The sequence below is a fragment of the Chryseobacterium sp. 22532 genome (assembly GCF_052044665.1).
Taxonomy (GTDB): domain Bacteria; phylum Bacteroidota; class Bacteroidia; order Flavobacteriales; family Weeksellaceae; genus Chryseobacterium; species Chryseobacterium lathyri.
Genome location: NZ_JBQENJ010000001.1, coordinates 583541 through 609034, shown reverse-complemented (window position 1 = coordinate 609034; position 25494 = coordinate 583541). Strand labels below are relative to the sequence as shown.

Sequence of the window (25494 nt, the reverse complement as noted above, 5' to 3'; positions counted from 1 at the left end):
TTTAATATATTTAATTCGCAAATATGTTAATAAATATTAACACTCGCAAGTCTTTCATGTATATAAAAATTTGCTTTTTTCTTAATAGTGTTTTTAAAGATTTAGCGAAATAGCATAGTTTAAATAATTATATCAGCTTTATTTGTATAAATATTATTTTTTCATGCTTGTTATTTTTTTTAACAAATTATTACCAATATAAAAAATATTATTTAGAATAATTATAAATTAAATTATTAATAATATATCCAAAAAAAAATTATAAAAAAGTGGTTTTCATGCATTTATAATTATAAAATAATTTCTTCAATTTCTTTTAATAATAGATTATAAGAGCTAAAGATACGATTTCAATAGTATTCATAACTCACTATTATTTTACAAATAGCATTCATCAAATTTATTATTTAAAAGATTTAATTTGTTAAATTACTACTTAGTCCACCATATACTAGTTAACCTTAATTCATCTATATCAATTATATCAATAAAAAAATTCCATAATTGCCTAAAAAAAACCACTTTTCGAAAAAAGTGGTTAAAATTTTATGATTAATTAACTATTATTTCAGCTTCTTCTTAACAGCTACCTGTTCGTAAACTTCAAGAATATCTCCGACTTCAATGTCGTTATAACCTTTCAGGTTCAATCCACACTCGTAACCTTTGGTTACTTCTCTTACATCATCTTTGAAACGCTTCAAGCTTTCCAGCTCTCCGTCAAATTTAACGATACCATCTCTTAATACCCTTACTTTAGACTGCCTGGTTACTTTACCTGAAAGAACCATACATCCTGCAATGGTACCTACTTTAGAGATTTTAAATACCTCTCTGATCTCAACATTACCGATTACCTGTTCTTTGATCTCAGGAGAAAGCATGCCTTCCATCGCTTCTTTAACCTCATCAATAGCAGCATAAATTACTGAATAGGTTCTGATCTCTATTTCTTCTTTATCTGCTAATTCTTTAGCATTAGCACCGGCTCTAACATTAAATCCGATAATAATTGCGTCAGAAGCAGTTGCTAAGTTAACATCTGATTCAGTGATCTGTCCAACCCCTTTATGTAAGATATTAACGTTGATTTCTGCTGTAGATAATCTCTGTAACTGATCAGATAATGCTTCTACTGAACCATCCACGTCACCCTTAAGAATAATATTCAATTCTTTAAATTCACCTAAAGCAATTCTTCTTCCAAGTTCTTCAAGTGTAGTATGCTTCTTAGTTCTGATTGAAAGTTCCCTTTGTAACTGCTCTCTCTTATTGGCTATTATTTTAGCTTCGCTTTCATCTGCATATACCTTAAATTTATCACCTGCCGTTGGTGCTCCATCAAGACCTAAAATAGTAACAGGAATTGAAGGACCGGCTTCTTTAAGGTTTCTGCCTCTTTCATCAAGCATAGCTTTTACCTTACCGTGGTTCTTACCTGCCACTACATAATCTCCAACTCTTAGGGTTCCGGTCTGTACCAACATAGTAGCTACGTATCCTCTTCCTTTGTCCAGTGAAGCCTCAATAACAACTCCTTGAGCCGCTCTGTCAGGATTAGCCTTCAGATCAAGCATTTCTGCCTGAAGTAATACTTTTTCCAAAAGAACATCCATGTTGTTACCAAATTTCGCAGAAATTTCTTGCGCCTGAACATTTCCACCCCATTCTTCTACCAGGATATTCATCCCAGAAAGTTGTTGACGGATATTATCAGGATTAGCATTTGGTCTGTCCACTTTGTTCAAGGCAATGATCATTGGCACTCCTGCAGCCTGTGCGTGAGAAATTGCTTCTCTCGTTTGAGGCATCACATCATCATCAGCAGCAATTACAATAATTGCAATATCGGTGATCTGAGCACCTCTGGCTCTCATCGCGGTAAATGCTTCGTGACCCGGCGTATCTAAGAATGTAATTCTTTGTCCGTTCTCCAATTTTACGTTGTAGGCTCCAATGTGCTGAGTAATTCCTCCTGACTCACCAGCAATAACGTTAGTTTTTCTGATGTAGTCAAGTAAAGACGTTTTACCGTGGTCAACGTGACCCATTACCGTTACGATTGGTGCTCTTGGAGAAAGATCCTCCTCAGTATCCATATCCTCTTCAGATTCCACCTCTTCAAGGTCAGCATCTGAGAATTCTATTTTATAACCAAATTCATCTGCAACCAATAACAAAGTATCAGCTTCCAGTCTTTGGTTCATTGTTACCATTACACCTAAAGAGAAACAAGCAGAAATAACTTCTGTTGGGGAAACATTCATTAAACTTGCCAATTCACCTACTGTGATGAATTCGGTAACTTTTAATGATCTGTCCTGAGCATCAATTTCCTGCTGACGTTCATCTTGTTCTCTACGGTAGGTTCTTTTATCTTTTCTGTGTTTAGCAGATTTGGATTTACCTCCTTTATTGGTTAATTTTTCAAGAGTTTCCTTGATCTGATTTTTAACCTGTTCGTCGGTAAGCTCAACAGGCATAGTTCTCTGCCCTGGTCTGTTGTTGTTTCCGCCTGGACCTTTTTTGAATCCGCCTCCCTGACCTGGTGGACGGTTTCCTTGGTTATTTCCAAAACGGTTACCTCCCGGACCTCCTTGACCTGGCGGACGGTTCCCTCCCGGACCTCCCTGTCCTGGTGGACGGTTTCCTCCTGGGCCTCCCTGACCTTGCGGCCGATTACCCTGACCTCCTTGGTTATTGTTATTATTTCCTGAGTTTTGATTATTCCCTTGACCTTGTTGATTTGGTCCTCCGGGTTTCTCAATTCTCTTTCTTTTCTTTTTAGCACCAGAACCCGGTTTTGGTGCAAACTGTGTTAAATCAATTTTTTCACCAACGATCTTAGGACCGTCAAGCTTCTGATAAACAGTTTCTATTTTCTGAGGTTCCTGAGATTCAGGCTCAGCTGGTTTTTGAGGCTCTGCCTTATTTTCAGCAGGCTCAGGCTGCTTTGGAGTTTCTTTCACAGGTTCTGCCGGTTTTTCCTCTTCTTTTTTCTCCTCCATTTTGGGTTTATCTTTTTTTACAGGTCTATTTCTAGATTCTATTTGGGACAGATCGATTTTATCCAGAACTTTGAATTCCTGTTTTTCAGGAGCTGCTTTAACTTCCGGCTCAGCCACAACTTCTTCTTTCTTTTCTTCAACCGGTACTGCTACGGGTGCTGGCGCCGCAGGAGTTTCTTCAACTTCAGTAGTTTTAGATTCAAGATCTATTTTACCTAAAATTTTAGTTTCCGGTTTATTTGCTTTAGCTCTTATTACTTCAGGGGTTTTCTTTTCTTCAATTTCCAGTTTTTCTTCCGGAACTTTAGTGATCACCACCTCATGGGAAGCCTTTCTCTGTTCGCCGTCTTTGGCAAACTCAGCCTCCAATGCAGAATATGCCGCTTCTTCTAATTGAGCGTTAGGATTGTTTTCAACTTCGAAATCCTTTGACTGTAAAAACTCTACTAATCTGGACATCGAAATATTGAATTCCTTAACCGCTTTATTTAATCTTATTTTTGGCATCTATATTATTTACTATTTTTTTTAATTCTTAAAATTAAAGTATTCTTTTTTACTGTTTATTAAAATTCATTAAAATCTTAATCTTCAAATTCTTCTCTCAGAATACGTTTTACATCTTCGATGGTTTCTTCTTCAAGATCTACCATATTCAGAAGGCTTTCGGTATCCTTATCCAATACTGATTTCGCAGTAGTAAGACCTACTTTCTTAAATTCATCTAAAATCCACTGCTCAATATCGTCATTAAATTCTCTCAAATCAACATCGTCATCCTCGCTGGATTCTCTATAAACATCTATTTCATATCCGGATAACCAAGAAGCCAGCCTGATATTCTGTCCTTGTTTTCCGATCACTTTGGAAATCTCTTCAACCGGAGTATAAACCAGTGCATAGTTTGCATCCTCGTTGATATCAATTTTGTTGATGGTAACATTTCCTAAAGCTCTTTTCACCATGATTTCAGGGTTTTTAGACCACTGAATCACGTCGATGTTTTCATTTCTCAACTCTCTTACAACCCCATGAATTCTGGATCCTTTCACTCCCACACAAGCACCTACAGGATCTATTCTGTCATCATAAGCATCTACTGCAATCTTTGCCTTCTCACCAGGAATTCTTACTACTTTCTTAAGCATGATTGTTCCGTCCTGGATTTCAGGAATTTCCAGTTCCAGTAATTTCTCTAGGAATTTAGGTGCAGTTCTGGAAATAATAATCTGTGGTTTTGAACCTTTAAAATCTACTGTCTCAACAATAGCTCTGATATTTTCGCCTTTTTTAAAGAAGTCGGATGGAATCTGATTTTCTTTTGGCAAAATAAATTCGTTCTCCTCATCATCCAATAAGATCACATGTTTGTGACGGATGTGGTGAATCTCTCCAATAACAATTTCCCCAATTTTATCTCTGAACTGCTCATAAAGCATTGCATTATTATGTTCCTGAAGTTTTGTGGCCAGGATCTGCTTCAAGGTAAGAATATTTCTTCTACCCAGTTGGGCAACAGGGATTTCCATTGTAAAATCTTCACCTACTTCAAAAGTAGGGTCAATCTTCTTAGCTTCAGAAAGCTCAATTTCCAGATCGTCATCTTCAGACATTTCGTCCTCAACAATCGTTTTATTTAAAAATATCTGAAAATCTCCTTTATCAGGGTTCACAATTACATCAAAATGATCATCTGAATCGAATCTTTTTCTCAAAAGGGTCTTCAATGAATCTTCAATAATTGCCATAAGATCAATCTTACTGATCCCTTTTTCGTCTTTAAAATCACCAAAGGATTCAATCAACGCTATATTATCCATCTATTTTTTTTTCTTTTAAAATTTAATTATTACTAACGCTTTTTTTATCTCAGAGTAAGGAATTTCTTTTTCCTCCTCCACATCCACTTTCCCTTTTCCGACTTCTTTCGGCTTTCGGTAGCGTAAAATAAGTGTGATCTTTTCCTCATCCACTTTTGCCAGCTCACCTTCAATTTTGGAAGAATCATTCAGCAATACTTCTATTTCTCTTCCGATATTCTTCCTGAACTGTCTCGGAGCGGCGAGCGGCTCACTTAGTCCCGCAGACATTACCTGAAGGCTGAAATCATGTTCCTCACGATCCATGTTAAACTCTATCGCACGGCTTGCATCAAGGCAGTCCTGAAGAGTCACCCCATTATCACCATCCAAGATCACAGTAATATCATCTCCTGCAGAAAATTTCAGATCAACAAGAAATAAATCCTTTCTGGTCTCAAGGAATTCATTTAATAATTCTTCAATTCTTTTTCTAAACTCCATACATTAATTATCTTGATTTACCAGTACGAAAAAAGGCTTTCTTCCGAAGCCTTCCCATTTTTCCTGTAAATCCACTGCAAATATACGCATTTTTTCTAAAAAAGCAAAATCTACTTAATTATCAAGTAAATACCTTAAAATTTCGATTAAGGTAAATTAAACAGGCAGGTGAAAGTATTTTTATTATTTTTGTCCTGAAATTTAAAAACATACATTTTGAATATAACAATTGTAGGAACAGGTTATGTAGGGCTGGTTACAGGTACTACCCTGGCAGAACTTGGCAATTCAGTATACTGTGTTGATATTGATGAAAAGAAAGTAGAAGGTATGAAAAACGGCATTGTTCCCATCTATGAGCCGAACCTTGAAGAGATGTTTCTTAGAAACATTCAATCCGAAAGATTATTTTTCACTACCAATCTTAAAGAAGCCTTAGACAAAAGCGAAGTCATATACCTCGCACTGCCAACACCACCGGGAGAAGACGGCTCTGCAGATCTTTCATATGTCATCCAGGTTGCCAATAATATTGGAGAAATGATGACAGAATATAAGGTCATTGTAAATAAAAGTACTGTTCCCGTAGGAACCGCGGATAAAGTAAGAGAAGTAATTGCTTCTAAAACGAACATCCCTTTTGATGTAGTTTCCAATCCCGAATTTTTAAGAGAAGGGTTTGCCGTGGAAGACTCCATGAATCCTTCAAGGGTCGTTGTGGGTGCCAGCTCTGAAAAAGCAAAAACTATTATGGCTCAGATTTATCAGCCATTTACCAATACAGGAATTCCGATCATCTTTATGGATGAAAAATCATCGGAGCTTACGAAATATGCCGCCAACTCATTCCTTGCCGTAAAAATCACTTTTATGAATGAAATTGCCAATTACTGTGAGAAAGTAGGTGCTGATGTAGATAAAGTGAGACTTGGGATGGGAAGTGATGACAGAATAGGACACCGTTTTTTATTTCCAGGTATCGGATATGGCGGAAGCTGCTTCCCTAAAGATGTAAAAGCCCTTATCAAATCCGGAATCCAGGAGGATTTCAATTTCCAGATCCTTGAGGCTACTGAAAAAGTAAATACTTCACAAAAAGTAATTCTGGTTTCAGAGATTGAAAAATACTTCGGAGGAAATATCAGCGGAAAGAAAATTGCCATGTGGGGTCTGGCATTTAAAGCTAACACAGATGATATCCGTGAAGCATCTTCTTTGGACAATATTGCTCTTTTATTAGAGAAAGGCGCAGAAATTGCTGCGTATGATGCGGTAGCAGAAAGTAATGTAAAGAAACTTCTTGGTGATAAGATCCATTATGCGAAGGGAATGTATGATGCTCTTGAAGATGCAGATGCTTTATTCATTGCTACGGAATGGCCTGAGTTTAAAAATCCGAATTTTGAACTGATGGCTAAGAAAATGAAAAACAAAGTCATTTTTGACGGAAGAAATATGTATCCGTTAGAAATCCCACAACAGAATGGGTTTCATTATAAAAGTATAGGAAGAAAGACCATAGAAAATAAATAGATGAAAAATATAATTATTACCGGAGGAGCCGGATTTATAGGTTCTCACGTTGTAAGAGAGTTCGTAAAAAATAATCCGGAAACAACGATCATCAATCTTGACGCCCTTACTTACGCCGGAAATCTGGAAAACCTTAAGGACATTGAAAACGAGCCTAATTACGTTTTCGAAAAGGCAGACATTACAAAACCTGAAGAATTAAGAAAAGTATTCGAAAAATACAACCCTGACGCTGTAGTGCACTTAGCGGCAGAAAGCCACGTAGACAGAAGCATTACAGACCCAATGGCATTTATTAATACCAATGTGAACGGAACTGCCAATCTTCTTAATCTATGTAAGGAATTCTGGACTCTCAATCCGGATCACACGCATGGCAGATTTCCTGATGAGAAAAGAAATAATTTATTTTATCATGTTTCTACGGACGAAGTATATGGAAGTCTTGGCGAAACAGGATTCTTTTTGGAAACTACAGCTTATGATCCACAATCTCCGTATTCAGCTTCAAAAGCAGCGTCTGACCACCTGGTAAGAGCTTATGGAAATACTTACGGAATGCCATTCATCATATCTAACTGTTCCAACAATTATGGCCCAAATCATTTTCCTGAAAAATTAATTCCTCTGTGCATTTCAAACATTATTAATGAAAGACCATTGCCAATTTATGGTGACGGAAAATACACAAGAGACTGGCTATTTGTAATCGATCATGCAAAAGGTATTCATCAGATTTTTAATGAAGCTAAGACCGGTGAAACTTATAATATTGGAGGATTCAACGAGTGGCAGAATATTGATTTGGTGAAAGAATTGATCAAGCAAATGGATTCGAAGTTAGGAAAACCGGAAGGTCATTCTGAAAAATTAATCACTTTCGTAAAAGACAGACCGGGACACGATAAGCGTTATGCTATTGATGCGACTAAACTTAATAAAGATCTAGGCTGGAAACCATCTGTGACTTTTGAGGAAGGACTTTCAAAAACTATCGATTGGTATCTTGAAAATAAAGAGTGGTTAGAAAATGTTACCAGTGGCGATTATAAGAAATACTACGAAAATCAATATAATTAACACACAAAAGATGAAAGGCATTATATTAGCCGGAGGATCCGGGACACGACTTTACCCTCTTACCATTGCAGTAAGTAAACAGTTGATGCCTGTTTACGACAAACCAATGATATATTACCCTCTTTCAACTTTGTTGCTTGCTGGAATTAAAGATATCCTGATCATTACAACCCCTCATGACCAACCAGGATTTATCAAACTTTTAGGTGATGGATCCCAGATTGGATGTAATATAGAATATGTTGTACAGCCGAGTCCGGACGGGCTTGCCCAGGCCTTTATTTTAGGGGATACATTTATTGGCAATGATCCCGTTGCATTGGTTTTGGGAGATAATATTTTCTATGGCTCTGAAATGGGCACTTTGCTGAAGAATAAAACCAATCCGGATGGCGGAGTGGTTTTCGCTTATCACGTTTCCGATCCAGAGAGGTATGGAGTTGTAGAATTTGACAATGATTTTAAAGCTATATCTATTGAGGAAAAACCTTTAAATCCTAAATCGAATTATGCAGTTCCCGGCTTATATTTTTACGATAATGAAGTAGTGGAAATCTCAAAAAACATTCAGCCTTCTGCGAGAGGAGAACTTGAAATTACGGATGTCAATAATGTTTATTTAAGCAAAGGAAAACTTGAAGTAGGCGTTTTGGACAGAGGTACAGCCTGGCTTGATACCGGAACTTTTGACTCCCTGAATGATGCTTCTGAATTTGTAAGTGTTATTGAAAAAAGACAGGGCTTCAAAATAGGCTGTATTGAAGAAATTGCATTCCATAATAAATTCATCAACGAAGAAAAATTGCTTGAAACTGCTGAAAAATATGGCAAAAGCGGCTACGGCGAATACCTTAAGAAACTTGTCAGAAAGTAACATTATCATATTCTGAACTTTATAACAACTATTGGCTTTATAGCCGATAGTTTTTTAATGTAAAAAATCTTATATTTTCTTTAATCCGAAAGACTTATTTGATGTAAATTTCCATACATAATTACATAATATTAACAGGCTGTACTCCGATAGTAATTTTATAATTAACTTTGAGGGCTTAAAGAATTTTATAACATTAATGGAATACAATAAACCGCAAATTATTACATTCGATAAAATAGGATCATCCCATTTGGGTTATATTACTATAGCAGAGACTCAGAAAAATGTTCCTTTTGAAATAAAACGTGTCTACTGGACGTATTACACGCCTCATGATGTAACGAGGGGAGGACATGCCCATAAGGCGCTGCAGCAGTTCATATTTGCTGTTTCAGGAACTATTACCTTTAATACTGAGGATAAAGATGGTCATAAGGAAACTTTTACTTTAGACCATCCTACAAAAGGTTTATATATCCCCAAACTGGTATGGCGAGATATTCAGTTTTCCCATAATGCAGTTCTGCTGTGTCTGGCTTCGGAAGTATATGACGAAGAAGATTACTTCAGGGACTATGAAAGCTTTAAGGAAGCAGCGAAGAAGAAATAAGCTATCCTACACTTCACCTGGATGGTGGCGGTACTAAATATAAATAATATACGATGGTAATTGAATATAAAGGAATTAAACTAAGATTTGTTGAGGCTGATGATGCTTCATTTATAGTATCCATCAGGAATAATGAAAAAAAATCCAGATTTATCTCAAAAACTTCTCAGGATGTAGAAGCTCAGAAACAATGGATCTCGGATTATAAAAAACGGGAACAGCAGAAAAAAGAGTTTTATTTTATTGCAGTTGATGAAAACAATGAAGATTATGCAACCTACAGGGTTTATAAAATAGATTCCGGACTTCCCGAAATTGGCAGCTGGGTTTCCAAACCGGACTATTCCAACATCAAAAATTCAATAAAAGTAGATATTGCGGTGAAAGACTTTGTGCTGAACGAATTAAATTTTGACATCCTGCAGTTTGAAGTAAGAAAACAAAATGCTTCAGTCAACAGTTATCACAAACTCTTTCAGCCGGAGCTGATAAGAAGCGACGACGAAAATAATTATTACTTATTAAAAAGAGACACTTTTAATACGATACTTCCAGATATTCTGAAAAAATTTAAAATATAAACTTATGTCAATAAATGAATTTATAAAGAATTTCCAGTCACAGCTGGAAAATACAGATACAGTTATAGAACCTGAAACAGCATATAGCCAAGAAAGCTACTGGGACTCGCTTACCGCAATGGTGATCAAAGTAATGATAGAAGACGAATATGGTGTAGATATTGAGCCTGAACAGATTACCTCCTTTAAAGATATCAACGAACTATATTCTTTTATTGTTGAGAAAAAACAGTAAATATTAAATAATGGCTTTTATAAAACATATTTCAACATATATTCCTGAGAAGGTCATTTCCAATGAGGAGATTTCAAAAAAATTTCCTGACTGGGAAAGTGATAAAATTCTTGAAAAAATAGGGATCAGAAACAGGAATATTACCGGAGAGGATGAATTCACTTCAGATATTGCTGTTAAAGCTCTTAATAAACTTGTTGAAGAACATCAAATTGATAAGTCTGCGATAGATTATCTGATCGTATGCACGCAGAGTCCGGATTATTTCCTTCCCGCAACAGCCTGCCTTGTACAGGCTCAGGCCGGCTTAAATACAACTTGCGGAGCCATAGACATCAACCAGGGATGTTCAGGATACATTTACGGACTATCTCTGGCTAATGCCCTTATTGATTCTAAGATGATGAAGAATGTTGTTCTGATAACGGCAGAAACCTATTCAAAGCACATTCATGAAGATGACAAAGGAAATATCAGCCTTTTTGGGGACGCAGCTGCTGCAACCCTTATCTCCGAAGACGGGGACTATGAAATTCTGAAGTTCTCCGTAGGAACGGATGGAGAAGGTGCCAAAAACCTGATTGTTAAAAATGGTGCTGTCAGAAATAAAAATACTGGCGATCCGGAAGACAGGGATAATTATCTTCATATGAATGGTCCTAAGATCTTTGATTTCACTTCAAAAGCCATTCCCGGCCTTGTAGAAGAAAATTTAAAATTAAACGGATTTGAAAAAAGCGACATTGATACTTTTATATTTCATCAGGCCAATACATTCATGCTCGATTTCTTAAGAAAAAGAATTAAAATTCCTCAGGAAAATTTCGTCATCGACATGCTGGATTACGGCAATACCGTATCTTCTACCATTCCTATTGCTTTTAAAAATTCACTTACGGCAAGAGGTCCCAAAAATGTAATGCTTGTCGGTTTTGGAGTAGGATATTCCTGGGGAGCAGTGTGTTTAAGAAAAAATAATTGAGCGTTAAAAAATAGCATTATGATAAAATTTCTTGATCTTCAGAAGATCAATTTACAGCATCAGGAAGAAATTGAGAACAAACTTTTAAGTGTATTCCGTAGTGGTTGGTATTTGTTGGGAAATGAGCTTAAAAATTTTGAAACCAACCTTGCCTCATATATCGGTTCAGAATATGCTTTAGGTGTAGCCAACGGGCTGGATGCCCTTCGTCTTATCTTCCGTGCTTATATAGAACTAGGGGTAATGAAACCGGGCGACGAAGTGCTTGTTCCGGCCAACACATATATCGCTTCAGTTCTGGCTTTATCAGACAATGGGCTTATTCCTGTATTTGTAGAACCGGATGTCAATACGTATAATATTGATGTTTCAAAAATTGAAGAAAAAATAACACCGAAAACGAAAGCCATCCTCATTGTTCATCTTCAGGGAAGAATTGTTTTTTCTGAAGAGCTTAAAAATATCGCATCAAAGTACAATCTAAAGATCGTAGAAGACAATGCACAGGCAATAGGCGCAGAGTGGAACGGTATTAAATCAGGAAACCTTGGTGATGCTGCAGGTTTCAGCTTCTATCCCGGGAAAAACCTTGGAGCTTTAGGTGATGCAGGAGCCGTAACCACGAATAACAAAGAAGTATTCGATGCCATACGTGCTATAGCCAACTACGGTTCAAACCAGAAATATATTAACATTTATAAAGGATTAAACTCCAGGCTGGATGAAATTCAGGCCGCTGTTTTGGATGTGAAGCTGAAGTATATCGGCCACGAAAATGGTACCCGACGAGAAATCGCCAAAAGATTCATCGCAGAGATCAACAATCCAAAGATCATCCTTCCTGAAAATCCTGCAGACGAAAAAGAACACGTATGGCATGTTTTCGTCATAAGAACAGAAAAGAGAGATGAGCTTCAGGCTTATTTAACGGAAAAAGGTATCAGTACCATTATCCACTATCCTATTCCGCCTCACAAGCAGGAAGCATACAAAGAATACAGCCACCTTTCATTCCCTATTACAGAGAAAATGCATGATGAAGTACTGAGCCTTCCGATTTCTTCTGTTTTGGAAGAGGAAGAAATACAGGCTATTATCAAAGCTGTTAACGAATTTTAAATTAAAGAATATCTGTAATGCGTTTAAAACCTATTTCAGGCAAGATGCTTCACAATGAATATCCTAAACAATCCGTCAACAAATAAGATTCTTATTATAAATTTCAAGAACTATTAGCTTTATGGCTAATAGTTTTTTGTTCATAATAACAAATATTAATATATTAGTTGTTGTTTTCGGATTTATGTGAATAATTATTCACTAATTAAAAATACTAAATAAGAATTAAATATTTTAAATTTGCAAAAACTTACACAAATGAATGAACCACAGCAGAAGTGGACAGAAACGATTGATGCCGATCATTCTTTATTGGACTTAAAACTTAAAGAGGTCTGGAGATATAAAGATTTAGTCTATATGTTCATTAAAAGAGACTTTGTTTCCAGCTTTAAACAAACTGTATTAGGCCCGGTTTGGTTTTTTATTAACCCTATTTTGACTACGGTTGTATATCTTGTAGTTTTTGGTAAAATAGCTAAACTTCCCACAGATGGACCTCCCCTCTTATTTTACCTTGCAGGAGTTACCCTCTGGAATTATTTTTCGACCTCACTTATTGCAACGTCTAATACATTTGCCGGGAATGCGGGTATTTTTGGAAAAGTTTATTTTCCAAGACTCGTAACCCCTTTGTCAATAGTAATATCCAATCTGATGCGGTTTACAGTACAATTCCTTTTATTCATCCTGGCCTGGATATATTACCTTACCAAAGGAGAAGTTCATCCTAACATCTGGGTTCTTGCCACACCATTCCTTATCATCCTGATGGCTTTTTTCGCTTTAGGAGTTGGAATGATTTTTTCTTCACTTACTACCAAATACAAAGACCTCAGCATGTTGTTGGGATTCGGGATAAGCCTGTATATGTACGCAACTCCGGTAATTTATCCGGTATCTGCCTTACAGGGTATTTTCAGAAAACTGGCTTACTATAATCCACTGACAGGCATTTTTGAATGTTTTAAATATGCATGGATCGGTTCCGGAGATTTTTCACCTGCAATGCTGGGAGTCAGCTCAGTGATCATTTTGGTCCTTCTGATGATAGGCGTTGTTGTTTTTAATAAGGTTGAAAAAACTTTCATGGACACCGTTTAGGAACACCATCTTTTATTAATTTTAAATTCCAATTAAACTATGCTGGCTTTAAAAGCAGAAAATATATCAAAACAATACCGTCTCGGACAAGTGGGAACAGGTACGCTTTCTCACGACCTGAACAGGTTTTGGCACAAAGTAAGAGGTAAGGAAGATCCATATTTAAAAATCGGAGAAACCAACGACAGAGCAACAAAAGGAAATTCTGAATATGTATGGTCACTCCGTGATATCGATTTTGAAATCGAGCAAGGCAGTGCTGTAGGAATCATCGGAAGAAACGGGGCCGGAAAATCTACCCTGCTGAAAATCCTGAGTAAGGTAACCAAGCCTACCACCGGAAGAATACACACCAACGGCAGAATTGCTTCTTTACTGGAAGTTGGTACAGGTTTTCACCCTGAAATGACGGGGCGTGAAAATGTCTTTCTCAACGGTGCTATTCTCGGAATGACTCGAAAAGAGATTACCAGAAAATTTGACGAGATCGTTGCTTTCTCAGGAGTGGAAAGATATATAGACACTCCGGTAAAAAGATATTCTTCGGGGATGTATGTGCGTCTTGCATTCGCAGTTGCCGCACACCTTGAATCTGAAATCCTGATCGTTGACGAGGTTTTGGCCGTAGGAGATGCGGATTTCCAGAAAAAATGTATTGGAAAAATGGGCGATGTTACCAGAGGAGAGGGAAGGACCATTTTATTTGTAAGCCATAATATGGCTGCCGTAAAACAGTTATGTAATAGCGGTATTCTTATGAAGAACGGTATGCTTGCAGACCAAGGAAGTATCAATCAGGTTCTGGAAAACTATATCATCCATGAATTATCTCCAAACTCTGAATTCAAATACATTGAAGACCTGAGTAAAAAGGCTCAGATTCACAATGTCAAAATTTTCAATAATAAGAATATTGAGACCATGGAGTTCAGTCATACCGATGATATTAACATCAATATAGACTATATCAACAGAAGCGTTACTAAGGGAGTACGCGTCAATATTGCCATCTTAGACAAGTTTGAAAATGTTATTTTCATTACAAGAAAAACATTTGACGATATGCATGAGAACAGCCTGTCTATACAGATCGAGGGCAACAAGCTTATCCCCAACACGTATATACTTTCTGTAGCATTAGATACTCCGGGGGTCGAACTTTATGATTATATAAAGGGAGGCATCCAGATCAGTATCGTTGAAACAGGGCATGAAAACTTTCTTACGGGAGATACTGATAATGGCATCATTCATCCTCCTGTACTATGGATGTAAGTACTTATGAAAAAGATATTAGTTTTATCTACAGGCGATGTAAACGGCGCCTATGAAGCCATGTACAAAGTAGCTCATATTTTAAAAAATATGGGACATGAAGTGGTGATGTGTGTAAAGAATAAAACGAAAGCGGATGATTTTATAAAACCTTATATTCCTATACAGCATCCTCCTGTTACTAAAAATTTATCTTTAACAGAGAGGGCAATACGGAAAATAAAAACAAAATTGACACAGCCTCAGGCTGTAGTAAAAAAAGCATTGATAACAGAAAGTAAGTATTCTTTTTTGAGCAAAGATGAAATTACAGAACATATCAATGTGGAAAGTCTGTTAAAATCTGTGGGCTTCGTCCCGGATTATATTTTTACCGGTATGACCATTGATTTTCTTAACAGTACGGATCTTTTCAACATTCAAAAAGCCACGCGGGCAAAAATATACAATATCACAGTGGATATGAACCATTTTACAGGAGGATGTCATTTTTCCTGGGGATGTGAAGGCTATATGAACAATTGTGATCACTGTCCGGCAATTCCCGATGAATCTCAAAAACACGTGGCAAAGGATAATCTGGAAAGAAAATATCAAAATGCCCAAAAAGCTTCTTTTCAAATTATTGCGGGATCGGGTTTAACCCTGGAACAGGCAAAAAAATCAAAAATCTACAGGGAGCAGGAGATCATCTACAATATCAACAGCCTGATAGATACTACCCTGCTCAACGATAAGAACAAAAATATCGCTAAAAATATTTTCTCTTTATCGGAGGATAATTTTTATATCCTTACCGGAGCACAGAACATGGAAGATCCCCGTAAAGGTTTTAAATATCTTCTTGAAGCTTTAGAAATCCTGGATCAGGAGCTTCCGGAAGATCTGAAAAATAAAATAAATCTTTTAGTTGTTTCCAACAGTATAAATAAAGAATTCGACAGGGTTACTTTTAAGAAGCAGAAAATAGATTATATCAAGGATTACAGACTGTTATCATTATTGTATCAGGCAACGGACGTTTTTGTCAACTCTTCTATTGAAGATTCCGGCCCAATGATGGTTTCGGAAGCTTTAGCCTGTGGAACTCCCGTTGTAGGCTTCAACACAGGAGTATTAACCAATATGGTCATTGACGATTACAACGGATATAAAATCCCTATGAAAGACAGCCGCCAGCTGGCAGAAGGGATCAAAAAAATATTTGATCTGGATAAAAACCAATATGCAGCTTTTTCAAAAAATGCGGTACAGCAGGTTCAGGAATTTTCATCATATGAATATGCAGAAGAAATTTTTACAAAAATTTTAGGACAGAATGATCAATAGACTTTATAATAAAAAAATTTCCGGGCTTGGGCTTTCCATTTTCAGAATTGCCTACACATTGGTGTTATTCTGTGAAGTCGTCCAGTTCAATTATTTCAAACATCTGATCTTTGACAAGATTCCTTTTATAAGACCTGCCGAAATCGACTTTGGAATTCCTATAAAAATATGGATGATTGCCATTATTTTTGTCACGCTCGGACTTTTTACAAGATTGGCAACCATCATTAATTATTTAATGACCATTATTCTGTTGGGAAGCATAAATACTTATGAATACCATATGTTTTATGCTTATCTCGGAATGAATTTCCTCCTGATGTTTCTTCCTATATCCAGGAATCTTTCCCTGGACCGCCTTCTGCTGAAATATAAATATTCAAATACCAGGTTCCAATATAACCCTCCTAAAAAAGTAAGTGTTTTAGCTTACCTTATACCTGTTTTTGTTGGAATGGGTTTTGTGTATTTCGATTCCATATTTTATAAATTTACATCGGCATACTGGACAGTAGGGTTGGGAATGTGGTATCCCAGCAGTATTCCGTTTACCAATTATATCTCTATTCCCACTATACTGGATCAGAAATACCTGATGCTTTTCCTTGGGTACTTAACCATGGGTTTTGAATTAATTTTCATTTTTACTTTTTTTAGAAAGAAATGGCGGATCCCCCTACTCCTCATCGGATTAGGCTTACATCTGGGTATATTGATTTGTTATCCCATTCCCTGGTTCGGATTGGGAATGTGTGCCATTTACCTTCTGATGGTTCCCGTTTCCTGGTGGGAAAAATTATTTAAAAGCTCCGAAAAACCGGCAAAACTCATCTTTTACTATGATGGAGACTGCCCTCTGTGTAACCGTACCAAGATAACAATACAACATTTTGATGTTGCAAAAAGAATTGATTTCAAAACGGTACAGTATTATGCAGAACAAAATGAGTTATTGAAGAATATACCCACAGCTACTCTTCTGGATGACATTCATTCAGTACGAAATGGGAAAGTGTATAAAGGACTGGATACCTATATTCAGGTTTTAAATGCCATTACTTACTTAAAACCGCTAAGCTGGACCTTACGTATCCCCGGAATTTATCACACCGGAAGGGCAGTCTACCAATATATAGCCAAAAACAGAAATACAGAACGCTGTACAGAAGAAAACTGTGGCTATACCCCTCCAGTAACTCCTCCTGATGAAGATCAATTAAAAATCCTTCAGAATTATACCCTTAAAGACCTTAAAATTTCTCTTATCAAAACAGGTCTGTACATCATCATATTGCTGCAGGTGATTGTTTCTTATAATTCGATACAGAAAAAAGGAGGTTTTGAAAACACATTTTTAGGAAAAGAAATGGCCAAAACCTCAGATGCAGTAGAAAAACCATCAAAAACCTATCTGGGAATTACCCATCATGCTGTTTTTATGGATTATCATTTTAATGCATACAATCATATTATTTCCGTTGTTTACGTTGATAAAACAGGCCGCGAAGTTTGGCTGCCTATTATTGACAAAGACGGTACCGCCGGAAACTATCTTAAGGGGCCCACATGGATCAAGTGGTGCTTCCGTACTGCAGACAACAATATTAACCAGGAAAATCTAAAAAGGGGAATCAGAGACTTTACAGCATTTTGGGCTAAGATGAATGGAGTAGGTTTAAAAAATGCCAAGTTTATAATAAAAGTCAAAAAAATTGATACTCTGCCTAATCACTGGGAAAAAGGATTCTTAAAAAGACAAATGGAAAAGCCTTGGATGGATGTGGGTATTGTAACATGGCTTAATAAGAAATATTCTATAGACATTAAGGAAATTGAAAGATTATAACATTTTCTAAACATCATCTCAAATTTAAAAAATAAACAATGAAAAAAATCGCAATCTTAGGAGCTAGCTATTTACAATTGCCTCTCGTTCAAAAAGCAAAAGAAAACGGACTGGAAGTTCATTGTTTTGCATGGGACGACGGCAAAGCTGTTTGTAAAGATATTGCTGATTATTTTTATGATATTTCTGTTTTAGAAAAGGAAATTATTCTCGAAGAATGTAAAAAAATAGGAATACATGGAATTCTTACGATAGCTACGGACATCTGTATTCCCAGTATAGCTTATATAGCCAGCAATTTGGGATTACCCGGAAACAGTATTGAATGTTCATTGCTGACCACCAATAAATCCTTAATGAGGAAATGCTTTAAAGAAAATAATATAGAATCCCCTCAATCTGTTACTGTTTCCGAATTCAACATAACAGACTTTGAATCGTTCACTTACCCTATTATTATAAAGCCCTCTGACAGATCAGGAAGCTTGGGTGTGATAAAAGCAACCTCTCCAGAAGAATGCAAAAAAGCAATAGAAAATGCAGTACATGTTTCTTTTTCTAAAACCTGTGTAGCGGAGGAATTTATCAAGGGAAAAGAAGTAAGTATAGAAACAATTAGCTACAAAGGTAAGCACCTTATAATTACCATAACAGATAAAGAAATAACGGAAGAACCTTATTTTGTAGAGTTGGCACACCATCAGCCAAGTGCATTTTCTGAAGAAATTAAAAATAAAATCCATGAGGTCAGTTATCATATACTGAACGCTACAAAAGTTGAAAATGGAGCATCTCATATAGAACTTATGATTACTGAAGACGGAAAAGTTTACCCAATAGAAATAGGAAGCAGAATGGGAGGAGATTTTATTGGCTCCGATCTTGTTCAGCTATCCACAGGATATGATTATTTGCAGGCCGTACTGGATATAGCACTAGGTCAGTATATTTTACCTGAAAGCGTGCAGTCAATAGCTTATTCCGGTGTTTACTTTTTATCGGAGGAAACAGAGTTTCTTCTTCCTGTTATCAATAGTGATAATGTAGATTATATTGTCAAAAAAGAAATTTTATCAGACATTCTTAAACCCGCTCACTCTAGCAATGATAGATCCGGCTATCTGATTTACAAATCTGATCATAAAATAATTTTAGAATGATAAAATTGATGTAATTTACCACACAGTATCAATATAAATCTATAAACATCATGAAACGAATTGCCATCATAGGATCGGGACATTTAGGACAGCAGATTGCGTATCATATCCATCATGATTCCAGCGATAAGGTGGTTGCTTTCTTTGATGAGTTTCAGCCGCTGAATACTATTATTGATCAAATTCCAGTTATTGGAGGAAACCAAGATGTAATTACAAAATATCAGCAAAATGAATTTGATGTAATTCTAATCGCCATTGGCTATAAGCATCTTGATGCAAAAAAAGAACTGTTTCAAAGCCTTGAAGGAAAAGTTCCGTTTCATACATTTATTCATTCCTCCTGTTATAGAGATCAGTCTGCATCCATTGGACAGGGATCGGTCATATATCCCGGCTGTGTTATTGACCAGAATGTAACGATTGAAGATAATGTATTAATGAATATTTCATGCACAGTGGCTCATGACACAGTGATAGGAAAACATTCTTTTCTGTCTCCATCTGTTGCTATTGCAGGTTTTGTAAACGTGAAAGAACAGTGCATTATAGGTATTAATTCCACTATTATAGATAATATTACAATGACTGCCAAAACCCAGATCGGAGGCGGCGGTGTTGTTATCAAAGACATTGATGAACCGGGATTATATGTAGGAAATCCTGTAAAATTTATACGATAAGTAGATGGACTCAAAAAAACACATTTTTTTTGGTGGATTAAATGAATTAAGAGCAATTGCTGCTTTTTCTGTCATTATGCACCATATTGAGTTATTCAAATATCGGGACAAATTAGCTTCCTTATTTGATTCAAAATATACAGCCTATTTCATCGAACACTTAGGTAAGAACGGTGTACATCTATTCTTTGTACTCAGTGGTTTTCTGATCACGTATCTTTTGTTATCAGAAAAAAAGAAAAACAACCGCATAGATTTTAAAAAATTCTATCTGAGAAGGATATTCAGAATATGGCCTTTATACTATATTATCTTTCTTATATCTTTTATTTTAATACCCATTTTAGTCAATTCTTTTACACTATTTTCCAACACTTCCTCTTACTATAGTTTAGTTATTAGCTTATCGGATTATGATTTAAAAACGATACTTCTTTATGCTTTATTTCTCCCTAATGTTGCTTTACACCAAGGAAAAGTTATTGTAGGAGCATCCCAATCCTGGTCTGTAGGGGTAGAAGAACAATTTTATATAATATGGCCTCTCATCGTTTCTTTTTTTAGCCGGAAAATTATCGCAGTTGTTTTTGGAGCTATTTTGATAACCTTCATGATGATTAATTTTAAGTTTTACAATTCTATATTTAGTACAATAGCCGCTATTATTCCATTTGAATATATGGCCATTGGTTCATTGGGAGGTTATTTTTATTCAGAATATTCTGATTTTATAACAAAATATACAAAGAGTAGATTTATCTATATAGCTGCACTGCTGTTGATAGGATTCTTCATTACAGTTCCTGTTTTCAAACTGTATATTCAGAATCTTATTTTAGGGTTTATATTTCTACTGTTGATCCTAATAAGCATCAATCAGTATAACCCACTTAACTTTAGAAACAAATATTTTTCATATCTGGGAAACATTTCTTATGGAATTTATATGTACCATCCTTTTGTGATGTTTTTGCTATTCCCTATTTTTTATAAGATATTAGCATTTTATAATAATATATTTGCATTTAATATCGGAATATATATTGGTATTCCGGCTTTAACTGTTTTCATCAGTTACATTTCTTTCACCTATATTGAAAAAAGATTTATAAAAATTAAAGATTCAAAATTTAAAACACTATGATCCCATTTAATAAGCCATTTATAGTAGGAAACGAACTTAAATATATTGAAGAAGCGGTAAAAAGCGGTAAGATTTCCGGGGACGGAATTTTCACAAAGAAGTGCCATTCCTTTTTTGAAGAAAAATTTGGCTTTCAAAAAGTACTGCTTACCACATCATGTACCGATGCATTGGAAATGGCTGCTATTTTATGTGATATTCAGCCCGGAGATGAAGTAATTGTTCCCAGCTATACCTTCGTTTCATCTGCCAATGCTTTCGTTTTGCGTGGCGCCAGAATAGTTTTCGTAGATTCATATCCCGATAATCCCAATATAGATCCTGCAGAAATAGAAAAGTATATTACTGAAAAAACAAAAGTAATCGTTCCTGTACATTATGCGGGTATTGCCTGTGATATGGAAAAAATCATGGAACTGGCCAAAAAGCACAACCTTTTCGTTGTAGAAGATGCTGCACAGGCTATTGACAGTTATTATACTTTTTCCGACGGCACCAAAAAAGCATTAGGCTCCATTGGAGATTTCGCTGCTTTCTCATTTCACGAAACCAAGAATATCATTTGTGGAGAAGGGGGAATGCTCGTTATCAATAATCCTGAATATAATGTACGTGCTGAGATTATCCGTGAAAAAGGGACTAACAGAAGTGCATTTTTCAGAGGGGAAGTCAATAAATACGGCTGGGTAGATCTTGGATCATCATTTCTCCCGTCAGAAATACTCTCTGCTTTTTTATATGCACAGCTTGAAAACCTGGGTACCATCCAGGAAAAAAGAATCACGATCTGGAATGAGTATTACAGCAATCTATTACCGTTACAAGATAAAGGATTTATAACACTGCCGGAAATACCGGCTTATGCGACCAATAATGCACATATGTTCTTTATCATCTGCAGAAGCTATGAAGAAAGATCCAACCTCATTCAGTTCTTAAAAACAAAAGATATTCATCCTGTGTTCCACTATCTGAGTCTGAACAAAAGCGAATTCTTTTTAAAAGATAACTCTCCTATTGATATTCCGAACTCAGATCATTTTACAGACTGCCTTTTGAGACTTCCGTTCTATTATGAACTCGAAGAAGCAGAACAAAGAAATATCAACAGCCTGATTCACGAGTATTATTCATCACTGGAAAAGTAGACCTGAAAAATATGAGCTTTATAAAAAAACATATCATTAAATTTTTATTCGGAATTTTGCATTCTGAAGCTTATAAAAAATATAAACAGCAGCAGAATAACAATTGGGCAAAAACTCATTTCAAAGCTTTCGGAAAGCAATCAAGCCTTCCAGAAACATATTGGATCAAAAATCCTCAATATATTAGCATAGGTGATAATTTCAGCTCATTATTCAACTTAAGGCTTGAGACCTGGGACCGTTTTTACGGAAAATCTTTTCAGCCGGAAATTCATATTGGAAACAATGTGAATTTTAATTCTGATGTTCACATCGGAGCCATTGATAAGATCAGTATTGGCAATAATGTGCTTATGGCAAGCAGGATATACATTTCGGACCATTATCATGGAAATATCAGTGCTGAAGATCTGGACTGGGTTCCTGCTGAAAGACCTCTGTCTTCCAAAGGTCCGGTAATTATTGAAGACAATGTATGGATCGGAGAAGGAGTCTGCATATTACCCGGGGTTACTATTGGTGAAAACTCTATCATAGGAGCTAATTCTGTTGTTAACAAAAGTTTTCCAAAGAACTCTGTGATTGCAGGAATACCTGCCAAACTGATAAAAACACTAGAAAAATAATTTATGAAACAAATAAAAACGCTTGCATTTTACCTTCCTCAGTACCATCCCATCCCTGAAAATGATGAATGGTGGGGAAAAGGATTTACAGAATGGACCAATGTAGGAAAGGCGAAACCTTTATTTGAAGGACATGAGCAGCCTATCTGCCCTGCAGATCTGGGATATTATGATCTGCGCGTTCCCGAAGTGAGAGAACAGCAGGCCCAGATGGCACGCGATTATGGAGTACACGGTTTTATTTATTACCATTATTGGTTTGGAAACGGAGTACAGCTGCTTGAGCGTATTGCCAATGAAGTACTGGAATCCAGAAAACCGGACTTTCCATTCTGTTTCTGCTGGGCTAACGAAACCTGGTCGGGAATCTGGCATGGCTTAAAAAATAAAATACTAGCTGAGCAGGTATATCCTACCGATGAAGATTTAACAGCCCATTTCCAATATCTTCTGCCTTTCTTCAAAGATGAAAGATATATTAAAGTAGATAATAAACCTGTTTTCATCGTTTATGATCCAATCAACATCCATGAAAAGGCTCCGGACTATCTTGAAAAATTCAGAAGTCTCGCCAAGGAAAATGGATTTGATGATCTTTATTTAATAGGGAGCAACAAAACAGAAGACGATTACGGATATAAGACATTAGGATATCAGGGGAAGATATCAAATGCCTTTTTACGAGCATGGCGCCCGTACATGAATAAAAAGCCTTTAATTACTGCAAAACAGTATTACACCAACAGAATTAAAGGTCTTTTGGGACTTAAAACAACTGACTTTCAAAAACCTGTGGATATTCAGAATGCACCGGATGTAATTAATGATCTTCATTTTGATGAAACGGATGTTGATACTTTCCCATGTCTTATTTCCAATTGGGATAATACCCCGAGAAGTGGTAACCGCGGTATTATTTTAGGTAATAACAGCCCGGCACTTTTTGAAAAACAGGTAGAAAAAGCAACAACTTTTCTGAAAGATAAAAATTATCCCGAAAAATTTTTAGTGGTAAAATCCTGGAATGAGTGGGCAGAAGGAAATATCCTGGAACCGGACCGTAAAAATGGATTCGGTTATCTAGAAGCCCTGAAAAAAATATTATCAAAAGAAAGCAGCAATGACTAAAATAACTGTTTTAATCGCCAATTATAATAACGGACGTTTTTTCAAAGAATGTTTTGACAGTTTACTTTCCCAAACCCTTACAGACTGGGAAGCTATAATTTTAGATGATGCTTCTACAGACGATTCTCTGGAACTTATCAGAAATATAACTGAAAAAGATTCCCGCTTTAAGATTTTAACCAATGACAGCAATAAAGGAATAGGATTTACGAAAAGAAAACTTATTGAACTAAGCGGTTCCGAAATATGTGGTTTCCTGGATCCTGATGACGCACTGATCAGTACTGCACTCGAAACGGTATTTAATGTACACATACAGAATCCGGAGGTAGGTTTGGTATATTCCAATTTTGTTTACTGTGATGACCAGTTAAACAAGGTAAGAGTTCACAAGGCAGCTCAAATTACCGCCTTAGATAAAAAATACCTGAACTTTAATGCTGAGATCACCAGTTTTGCCACGTTAAAAAAATCTGTTTACAATAAAACATCAGGGATAGACCCTTATCTCAAAATTGCCGAAGATAAAGACTGGTACATGAAGATGTGTGAGGTAGCTCCCGTAAAATACATAGACGAAGACCTTTATCTCTACAGGGTGCATAAAGGAGGAATCTCCAACAAAAGTGAAGACCAGGCGGCTTTCTGGCATTGGGTGGCCCTTATAAAGATGGCCGAACGGAGAGGGATTAATATAGAAGAGCAATTTTTAGAAAGTTATGTACTCCGCAGAAAATACGATAAGGAAGTCACCCACAATACCAATCTGAAAAAGCAAATCAAAAACTCCCGATGGGTAAAGCTGGGCAACATGCTGGGTTTATGCAAATTTTATAAATACCTGTAATGAGCAATACTGCAATCTCCATAATCGTTCCTTGTTACAATCAGGCAGCCTATCTTGATGAATGTCTGCAGTCTTTGGCAGATCAGACCTTTACTGGCTGGGAGTGCATTATTGTGAATGATGGTTCCGGTGACAATACTGAAGAAATTGCCCAAAGATGGGTAGAAAAAGACAGACGTTTTCAATACATCAGTAAAGAGAATGGGGGAATTTCCTCCGCAAGGAATGCAGGGCTTCAACAGGCTTCAGGAGACTATATACAGTTCCTGGATTCTGATGACACTTTACACCGTGAAAAGTTTGCAAAAAGCCTTGCCGGTGCAAAAAAATATCCATTGATTCTAAGCCAGTTTACGATTTACAAAAACAAAACTCATTTTCCGGGATACAACCGCATTGAAAAAGATTTTGCCACCTTTGAAAATATCGTGTTCGGGTGGAACCTTAAATTTACAATTCCCATACACTGTGCTCTGATTTCCAGAAAACTTCTTGAAGGATTTACGTTTGATACTTCCTTAAGTATTAATGAAGACTGGCTGATGTGGATGTATATTACCAGAAACAATCCTGAGGTACTTCTGATTGATGAACCACTGGCCCATTACCGTAAAGAAGACGATAAAAAAAGTTTATCTTCCGATCCTTATAAAGTTCTGCGTCAAAGAACAAGCCTCCTTCCCATATTAAAAAAATTATATGGAGATGAGCTTCACGACAGGCTTGCCTATCATATGATTGACGTTCATATGACCCAGCTTTCACAGCTGAAGCATGAATTCAATAAAGCAACCGGTGGTAAAGTTGTTTCGGGATATCTTGCCCTGAAAAGATATTATTACACTCTTTTTCAGAAAAAAAACTGAGAAATCTATA

23 protein-coding genes are annotated in these 25494 nt (G+C 36.3%); 20 read left to right on the top strand and 3 right to left on the bottom strand.

The annotated features are described in order from the left end of the window. Positions 1 to 563: 563 nt before the first annotated feature. From infB to rimP, 3 genes are all read right to left on the bottom strand, one after another. Positions 564 to 3515 (bottom strand): translation initiation factor IF-2, encoded by a 2952-nt coding sequence (infB, locus tag ACTJIV_RS02885; protein WP_440625492.1) that lies wholly within the window; start codon positions 3513 to 3515, stop codon positions 564 to 566. A gap of 77 nt (positions 3516 to 3592) precedes the next feature. Further along, positions 3593 to 4828: a transcription termination factor NusA gene (gene nusA, locus ACTJIV_RS02880; protein ID WP_111959002.1), complete on the bottom strand. Its 1236-nt coding sequence runs from the start codon at positions 4826 to 4828 to the stop codon at positions 3593 to 3595. 15 nt (positions 4829 to 4843) lie between these two features. Then, on the bottom strand, positions 4844 to 5311 hold the full coding sequence (gene rimP, locus ACTJIV_RS02875) for a ribosome assembly cofactor RimP (protein ID WP_111959000.1): 468 nt from the start codon (positions 5309 to 5311) through the stop codon (positions 4844 to 4846). 216 nt (positions 5312 to 5527) lie between these two features. Here rimP and ACTJIV_RS02870 point away from each other — a divergent pair, with 216 nt between their 5' ends. From ACTJIV_RS02870 to ACTJIV_RS02775, 20 genes are all read left to right on the top strand, one after another. After that, the gene (locus ACTJIV_RS02870) at positions 5528 to 6844 is read left to right on the top strand and encodes a UDP-glucose dehydrogenase family protein (RefSeq protein ID WP_440625489.1); all 1317 of its coding nucleotides are present in this window, start codon (positions 5528 to 5530) and stop codon (positions 6842 to 6844) included. After that, a complete protein-coding gene (gene rfbB / locus ACTJIV_RS02865; RefSeq protein WP_440625486.1) occupies positions 6845 to 7924 on the top strand; it encodes a dTDP-glucose 4,6-dehydratase in 1080 nt (359 codons plus the stop codon). 10 nt (positions 7925 to 7934) lie between these two features. After that, on the top strand, positions 7935 to 8798 hold the full coding sequence (rfbA, locus tag ACTJIV_RS02860; protein ID WP_111958994.1) for a glucose-1-phosphate thymidylyltransferase RfbA: 864 nt from the start codon (positions 7935 to 7937) through the stop codon (positions 8796 to 8798). Between the two features lie 199 nt (positions 8799 to 8997). Continuing rightward, on the top strand, positions 8998 to 9411 hold the full coding sequence (locus tag ACTJIV_RS02855) for a sugar 3,4-ketoisomerase (RefSeq protein WP_440625484.1): 414 nt from the start codon (positions 8998 to 9000) through the stop codon (positions 9409 to 9411). A gap of 53 nt (positions 9412 to 9464) precedes the next feature. After that, a complete protein-coding gene (locus tag ACTJIV_RS02850; protein ID WP_111958990.1) occupies positions 9465 to 9992 on the top strand; it encodes a GNAT family N-acetyltransferase in 528 nt (175 codons plus the stop codon). Positions 9993 to 9996: 4 nt separating this feature from the next. Continuing rightward, the gene (locus ACTJIV_RS02845) at positions 9997 to 10227 is read left to right on the top strand and encodes an acyl carrier protein (protein ID WP_223558163.1); all 231 of its coding nucleotides are present in this window, start codon (positions 9997 to 9999) and stop codon (positions 10225 to 10227) included. A gap of 10 nt (positions 10228 to 10237) precedes the next feature. Beyond that, complete coding sequence (locus ACTJIV_RS02840; RefSeq protein ID WP_440625482.1) at positions 10238 to 11209, top strand: 3-oxoacyl-ACP synthase III family protein; 972 nt, start codon at positions 10238 to 10240, stop codon at positions 11207 to 11209. Between the two features lie 18 nt (positions 11210 to 11227). Continuing rightward, positions 11228 to 12328 (top strand): DegT/DnrJ/EryC1/StrS family aminotransferase, encoded by a 1101-nt coding sequence (locus ACTJIV_RS02835; RefSeq protein ID WP_440625480.1) that lies wholly within the window; start codon positions 11228 to 11230, stop codon positions 12326 to 12328. Between the two features lie 258 nt (positions 12329 to 12586). Continuing rightward, a complete protein-coding gene (locus ACTJIV_RS02830; protein ID WP_111958982.1) occupies positions 12587 to 13432 on the top strand; it encodes an ABC transporter permease in 846 nt (281 codons plus the stop codon). 39 nt (positions 13433 to 13471) lie between these two features. After that, complete coding sequence (locus ACTJIV_RS02825; RefSeq protein ID WP_440625477.1) at positions 13472 to 14707, top strand: ABC transporter ATP-binding protein; 1236 nt, start codon at positions 13472 to 13474, stop codon at positions 14705 to 14707. A gap of 6 nt (positions 14708 to 14713) precedes the next feature. Beyond that, on the top strand, positions 14714 to 16036 hold the full coding sequence (locus ACTJIV_RS02820) for a glycosyltransferase (RefSeq protein ID WP_440625475.1): 1323 nt from the start codon (positions 14714 to 14716) through the stop codon (positions 16034 to 16036). Beyond that, a complete protein-coding gene (locus ACTJIV_RS02815; protein ID WP_440625473.1) occupies positions 16026 to 17882 on the top strand; it encodes a DCC1-like thiol-disulfide oxidoreductase family protein in 1857 nt (618 codons plus the stop codon). The genes ACTJIV_RS02820 and ACTJIV_RS02815 overlap by 11 nt, the downstream gene beginning before the upstream one ends. A 38-nt stretch (positions 17883 to 17920) precedes the next feature. Then, entirely contained in the window at positions 17921 to 19042 is a 1122-nt protein-coding gene (locus ACTJIV_RS02810; protein ID WP_440625471.1) for an ATP-grasp domain-containing protein, read from the top strand. A gap of 50 nt (positions 19043 to 19092) precedes the next feature. Continuing rightward, on the top strand, positions 19093 to 19725 hold the full coding sequence (locus ACTJIV_RS02805; RefSeq protein WP_336377784.1) for an acetyltransferase: 633 nt from the start codon (positions 19093 to 19095) through the stop codon (positions 19723 to 19725). Between the two features lie 4 nt (positions 19726 to 19729). After that, positions 19730 to 20869 (top strand): acyltransferase family protein, encoded by a 1140-nt coding sequence (locus ACTJIV_RS02800; RefSeq protein ID WP_440625469.1) that lies wholly within the window; start codon positions 19730 to 19732, stop codon positions 20867 to 20869. Then, positions 20866 to 22017 (top strand): dTDP-4-amino-4,6-dideoxygalactose transaminase, encoded by a 1152-nt coding sequence (gene rffA / locus ACTJIV_RS02795; protein WP_440625467.1) that lies wholly within the window; start codon positions 20866 to 20868, stop codon positions 22015 to 22017. Before ACTJIV_RS02800 ends, rffA begins: the two co-directional genes overlap by 4 nt. Before the next feature lie 11 nt (positions 22018 to 22028). Then, the gene (locus tag ACTJIV_RS02790; RefSeq protein WP_440625465.1) at positions 22029 to 22643 is read left to right on the top strand and encodes a DapH/DapD/GlmU-related protein; all 615 of its coding nucleotides are present in this window, start codon (positions 22029 to 22031) and stop codon (positions 22641 to 22643) included. A gap of 3 nt (positions 22644 to 22646) precedes the next feature. After that, positions 22647 to 23771, top strand: a complete 1125-nt coding sequence (locus ACTJIV_RS02785; protein WP_440625463.1) for a glycosyltransferase WbsX family protein — start codon at positions 22647 to 22649, stop codon at positions 23769 to 23771. Next, positions 23764 to 24618, top strand: a complete 855-nt coding sequence (locus ACTJIV_RS02780) for a glycosyltransferase family 2 protein (protein WP_440625461.1) — start codon at positions 23764 to 23766, stop codon at positions 24616 to 24618. The genes ACTJIV_RS02785 and ACTJIV_RS02780 overlap by 8 nt, the downstream gene beginning before the upstream one ends. Continuing rightward, on the top strand, positions 24618 to 25484 hold the full coding sequence (locus ACTJIV_RS02775) for a glycosyltransferase family 2 protein (RefSeq protein ID WP_440625459.1): 867 nt from the start codon (positions 24618 to 24620) through the stop codon (positions 25482 to 25484). Before ACTJIV_RS02780 ends, ACTJIV_RS02775 begins: the two co-directional genes overlap by 1 nt. Positions 25485 to 25494: the final 10 nt, after the last annotated feature.

What these genes read in the sequence shown, in the direction of transcription:
- infB (WP_440625492.1), bottom strand. Translation starts at nt 3,515, where the DNA reads ATGCCAAAAATAAGATTAAATAAAGCGGTTAAGGAATTCAATATTTCG.
- nusA (WP_111959002.1), bottom strand. Translation starts at nt 4,828, where the DNA reads ATGGATAATATAGCGTTGATTGAATCCTTTGGTGATTTTAAAGACGAA.
- rimP (WP_111959000.1), bottom strand. Translation starts at nt 5,311, where the DNA reads ATGGAGTTTAGAAAAAGAATTGAAGAATTATTAAATGAATTCCTTGAG.
- rfbB (WP_440625486.1), top strand. Translation starts at nt 6,845, where the DNA reads ATGAAAAATATAATTATTACCGGAGGAGCCGGATTTATAGGTTCTCAC.
- rfbA (WP_111958994.1), top strand. Translation starts at nt 7,935, where the DNA reads ATGAAAGGCATTATATTAGCCGGAGGATCCGGGACACGACTTTACCCT.
- ACTJIV_RS02855 (WP_440625484.1), top strand. Translation starts at nt 8,998, where the DNA reads ATGGAATACAATAAACCGCAAATTATTACATTCGATAAAATAGGATCA.
- ACTJIV_RS02850 (WP_111958990.1), top strand. Translation starts at nt 9,465, where the DNA reads ATGGTAATTGAATATAAAGGAATTAAACTAAGATTTGTTGAGGCTGAT.
- ACTJIV_RS02845 (WP_223558163.1), top strand. Translation starts at nt 9,997, where the DNA reads ATGTCAATAAATGAATTTATAAAGAATTTCCAGTCACAGCTGGAAAAT.
- ACTJIV_RS02840 (WP_440625482.1), top strand. Translation starts at nt 10,238, where the DNA reads ATGGCTTTTATAAAACATATTTCAACATATATTCCTGAGAAGGTCATT.
- ACTJIV_RS02835 (WP_440625480.1), top strand. Translation starts at nt 11,228, where the DNA reads ATGATAAAATTTCTTGATCTTCAGAAGATCAATTTACAGCATCAGGAA.
- ACTJIV_RS02830 (WP_111958982.1), top strand. Translation starts at nt 12,587, where the DNA reads ATGAATGAACCACAGCAGAAGTGGACAGAAACGATTGATGCCGATCAT.
- ACTJIV_RS02825 (WP_440625477.1), top strand. Translation starts at nt 13,472, where the DNA reads ATGCTGGCTTTAAAAGCAGAAAATATATCAAAACAATACCGTCTCGGA.
- ACTJIV_RS02820 (WP_440625475.1), top strand. Translation starts at nt 14,714, where the DNA reads ATGAAAAAGATATTAGTTTTATCTACAGGCGATGTAAACGGCGCCTAT.
- ACTJIV_RS02815 (WP_440625473.1), top strand. Translation starts at nt 16,026, where the DNA reads ATGATCAATAGACTTTATAATAAAAAAATTTCCGGGCTTGGGCTTTCC.
- ACTJIV_RS02810 (WP_440625471.1), top strand. Translation starts at nt 17,921, where the DNA reads ATGAAAAAAATCGCAATCTTAGGAGCTAGCTATTTACAATTGCCTCTC.
- ACTJIV_RS02805 (WP_336377784.1), top strand. Translation starts at nt 19,093, where the DNA reads ATGAAACGAATTGCCATCATAGGATCGGGACATTTAGGACAGCAGATT.
- ACTJIV_RS02800 (WP_440625469.1), top strand. Translation starts at nt 19,730, where the DNA reads ATGGACTCAAAAAAACACATTTTTTTTGGTGGATTAAATGAATTAAGA.
- rffA (WP_440625467.1), top strand. Translation starts at nt 20,866, where the DNA reads ATGATCCCATTTAATAAGCCATTTATAGTAGGAAACGAACTTAAATAT.
- ACTJIV_RS02790 (WP_440625465.1), top strand. Translation starts at nt 22,029, where the DNA reads ATGAGCTTTATAAAAAAACATATCATTAAATTTTTATTCGGAATTTTG.
- ACTJIV_RS02785 (WP_440625463.1), top strand. Translation starts at nt 22,647, where the DNA reads ATGAAACAAATAAAAACGCTTGCATTTTACCTTCCTCAGTACCATCCC.
- ACTJIV_RS02780 (WP_440625461.1), top strand. Translation starts at nt 23,764, where the DNA reads ATGACTAAAATAACTGTTTTAATCGCCAATTATAATAACGGACGTTTT.
- ACTJIV_RS02775 (WP_440625459.1), top strand. Translation starts at nt 24,618, where the DNA reads ATGAGCAATACTGCAATCTCCATAATCGTTCCTTGTTACAATCAGGCA.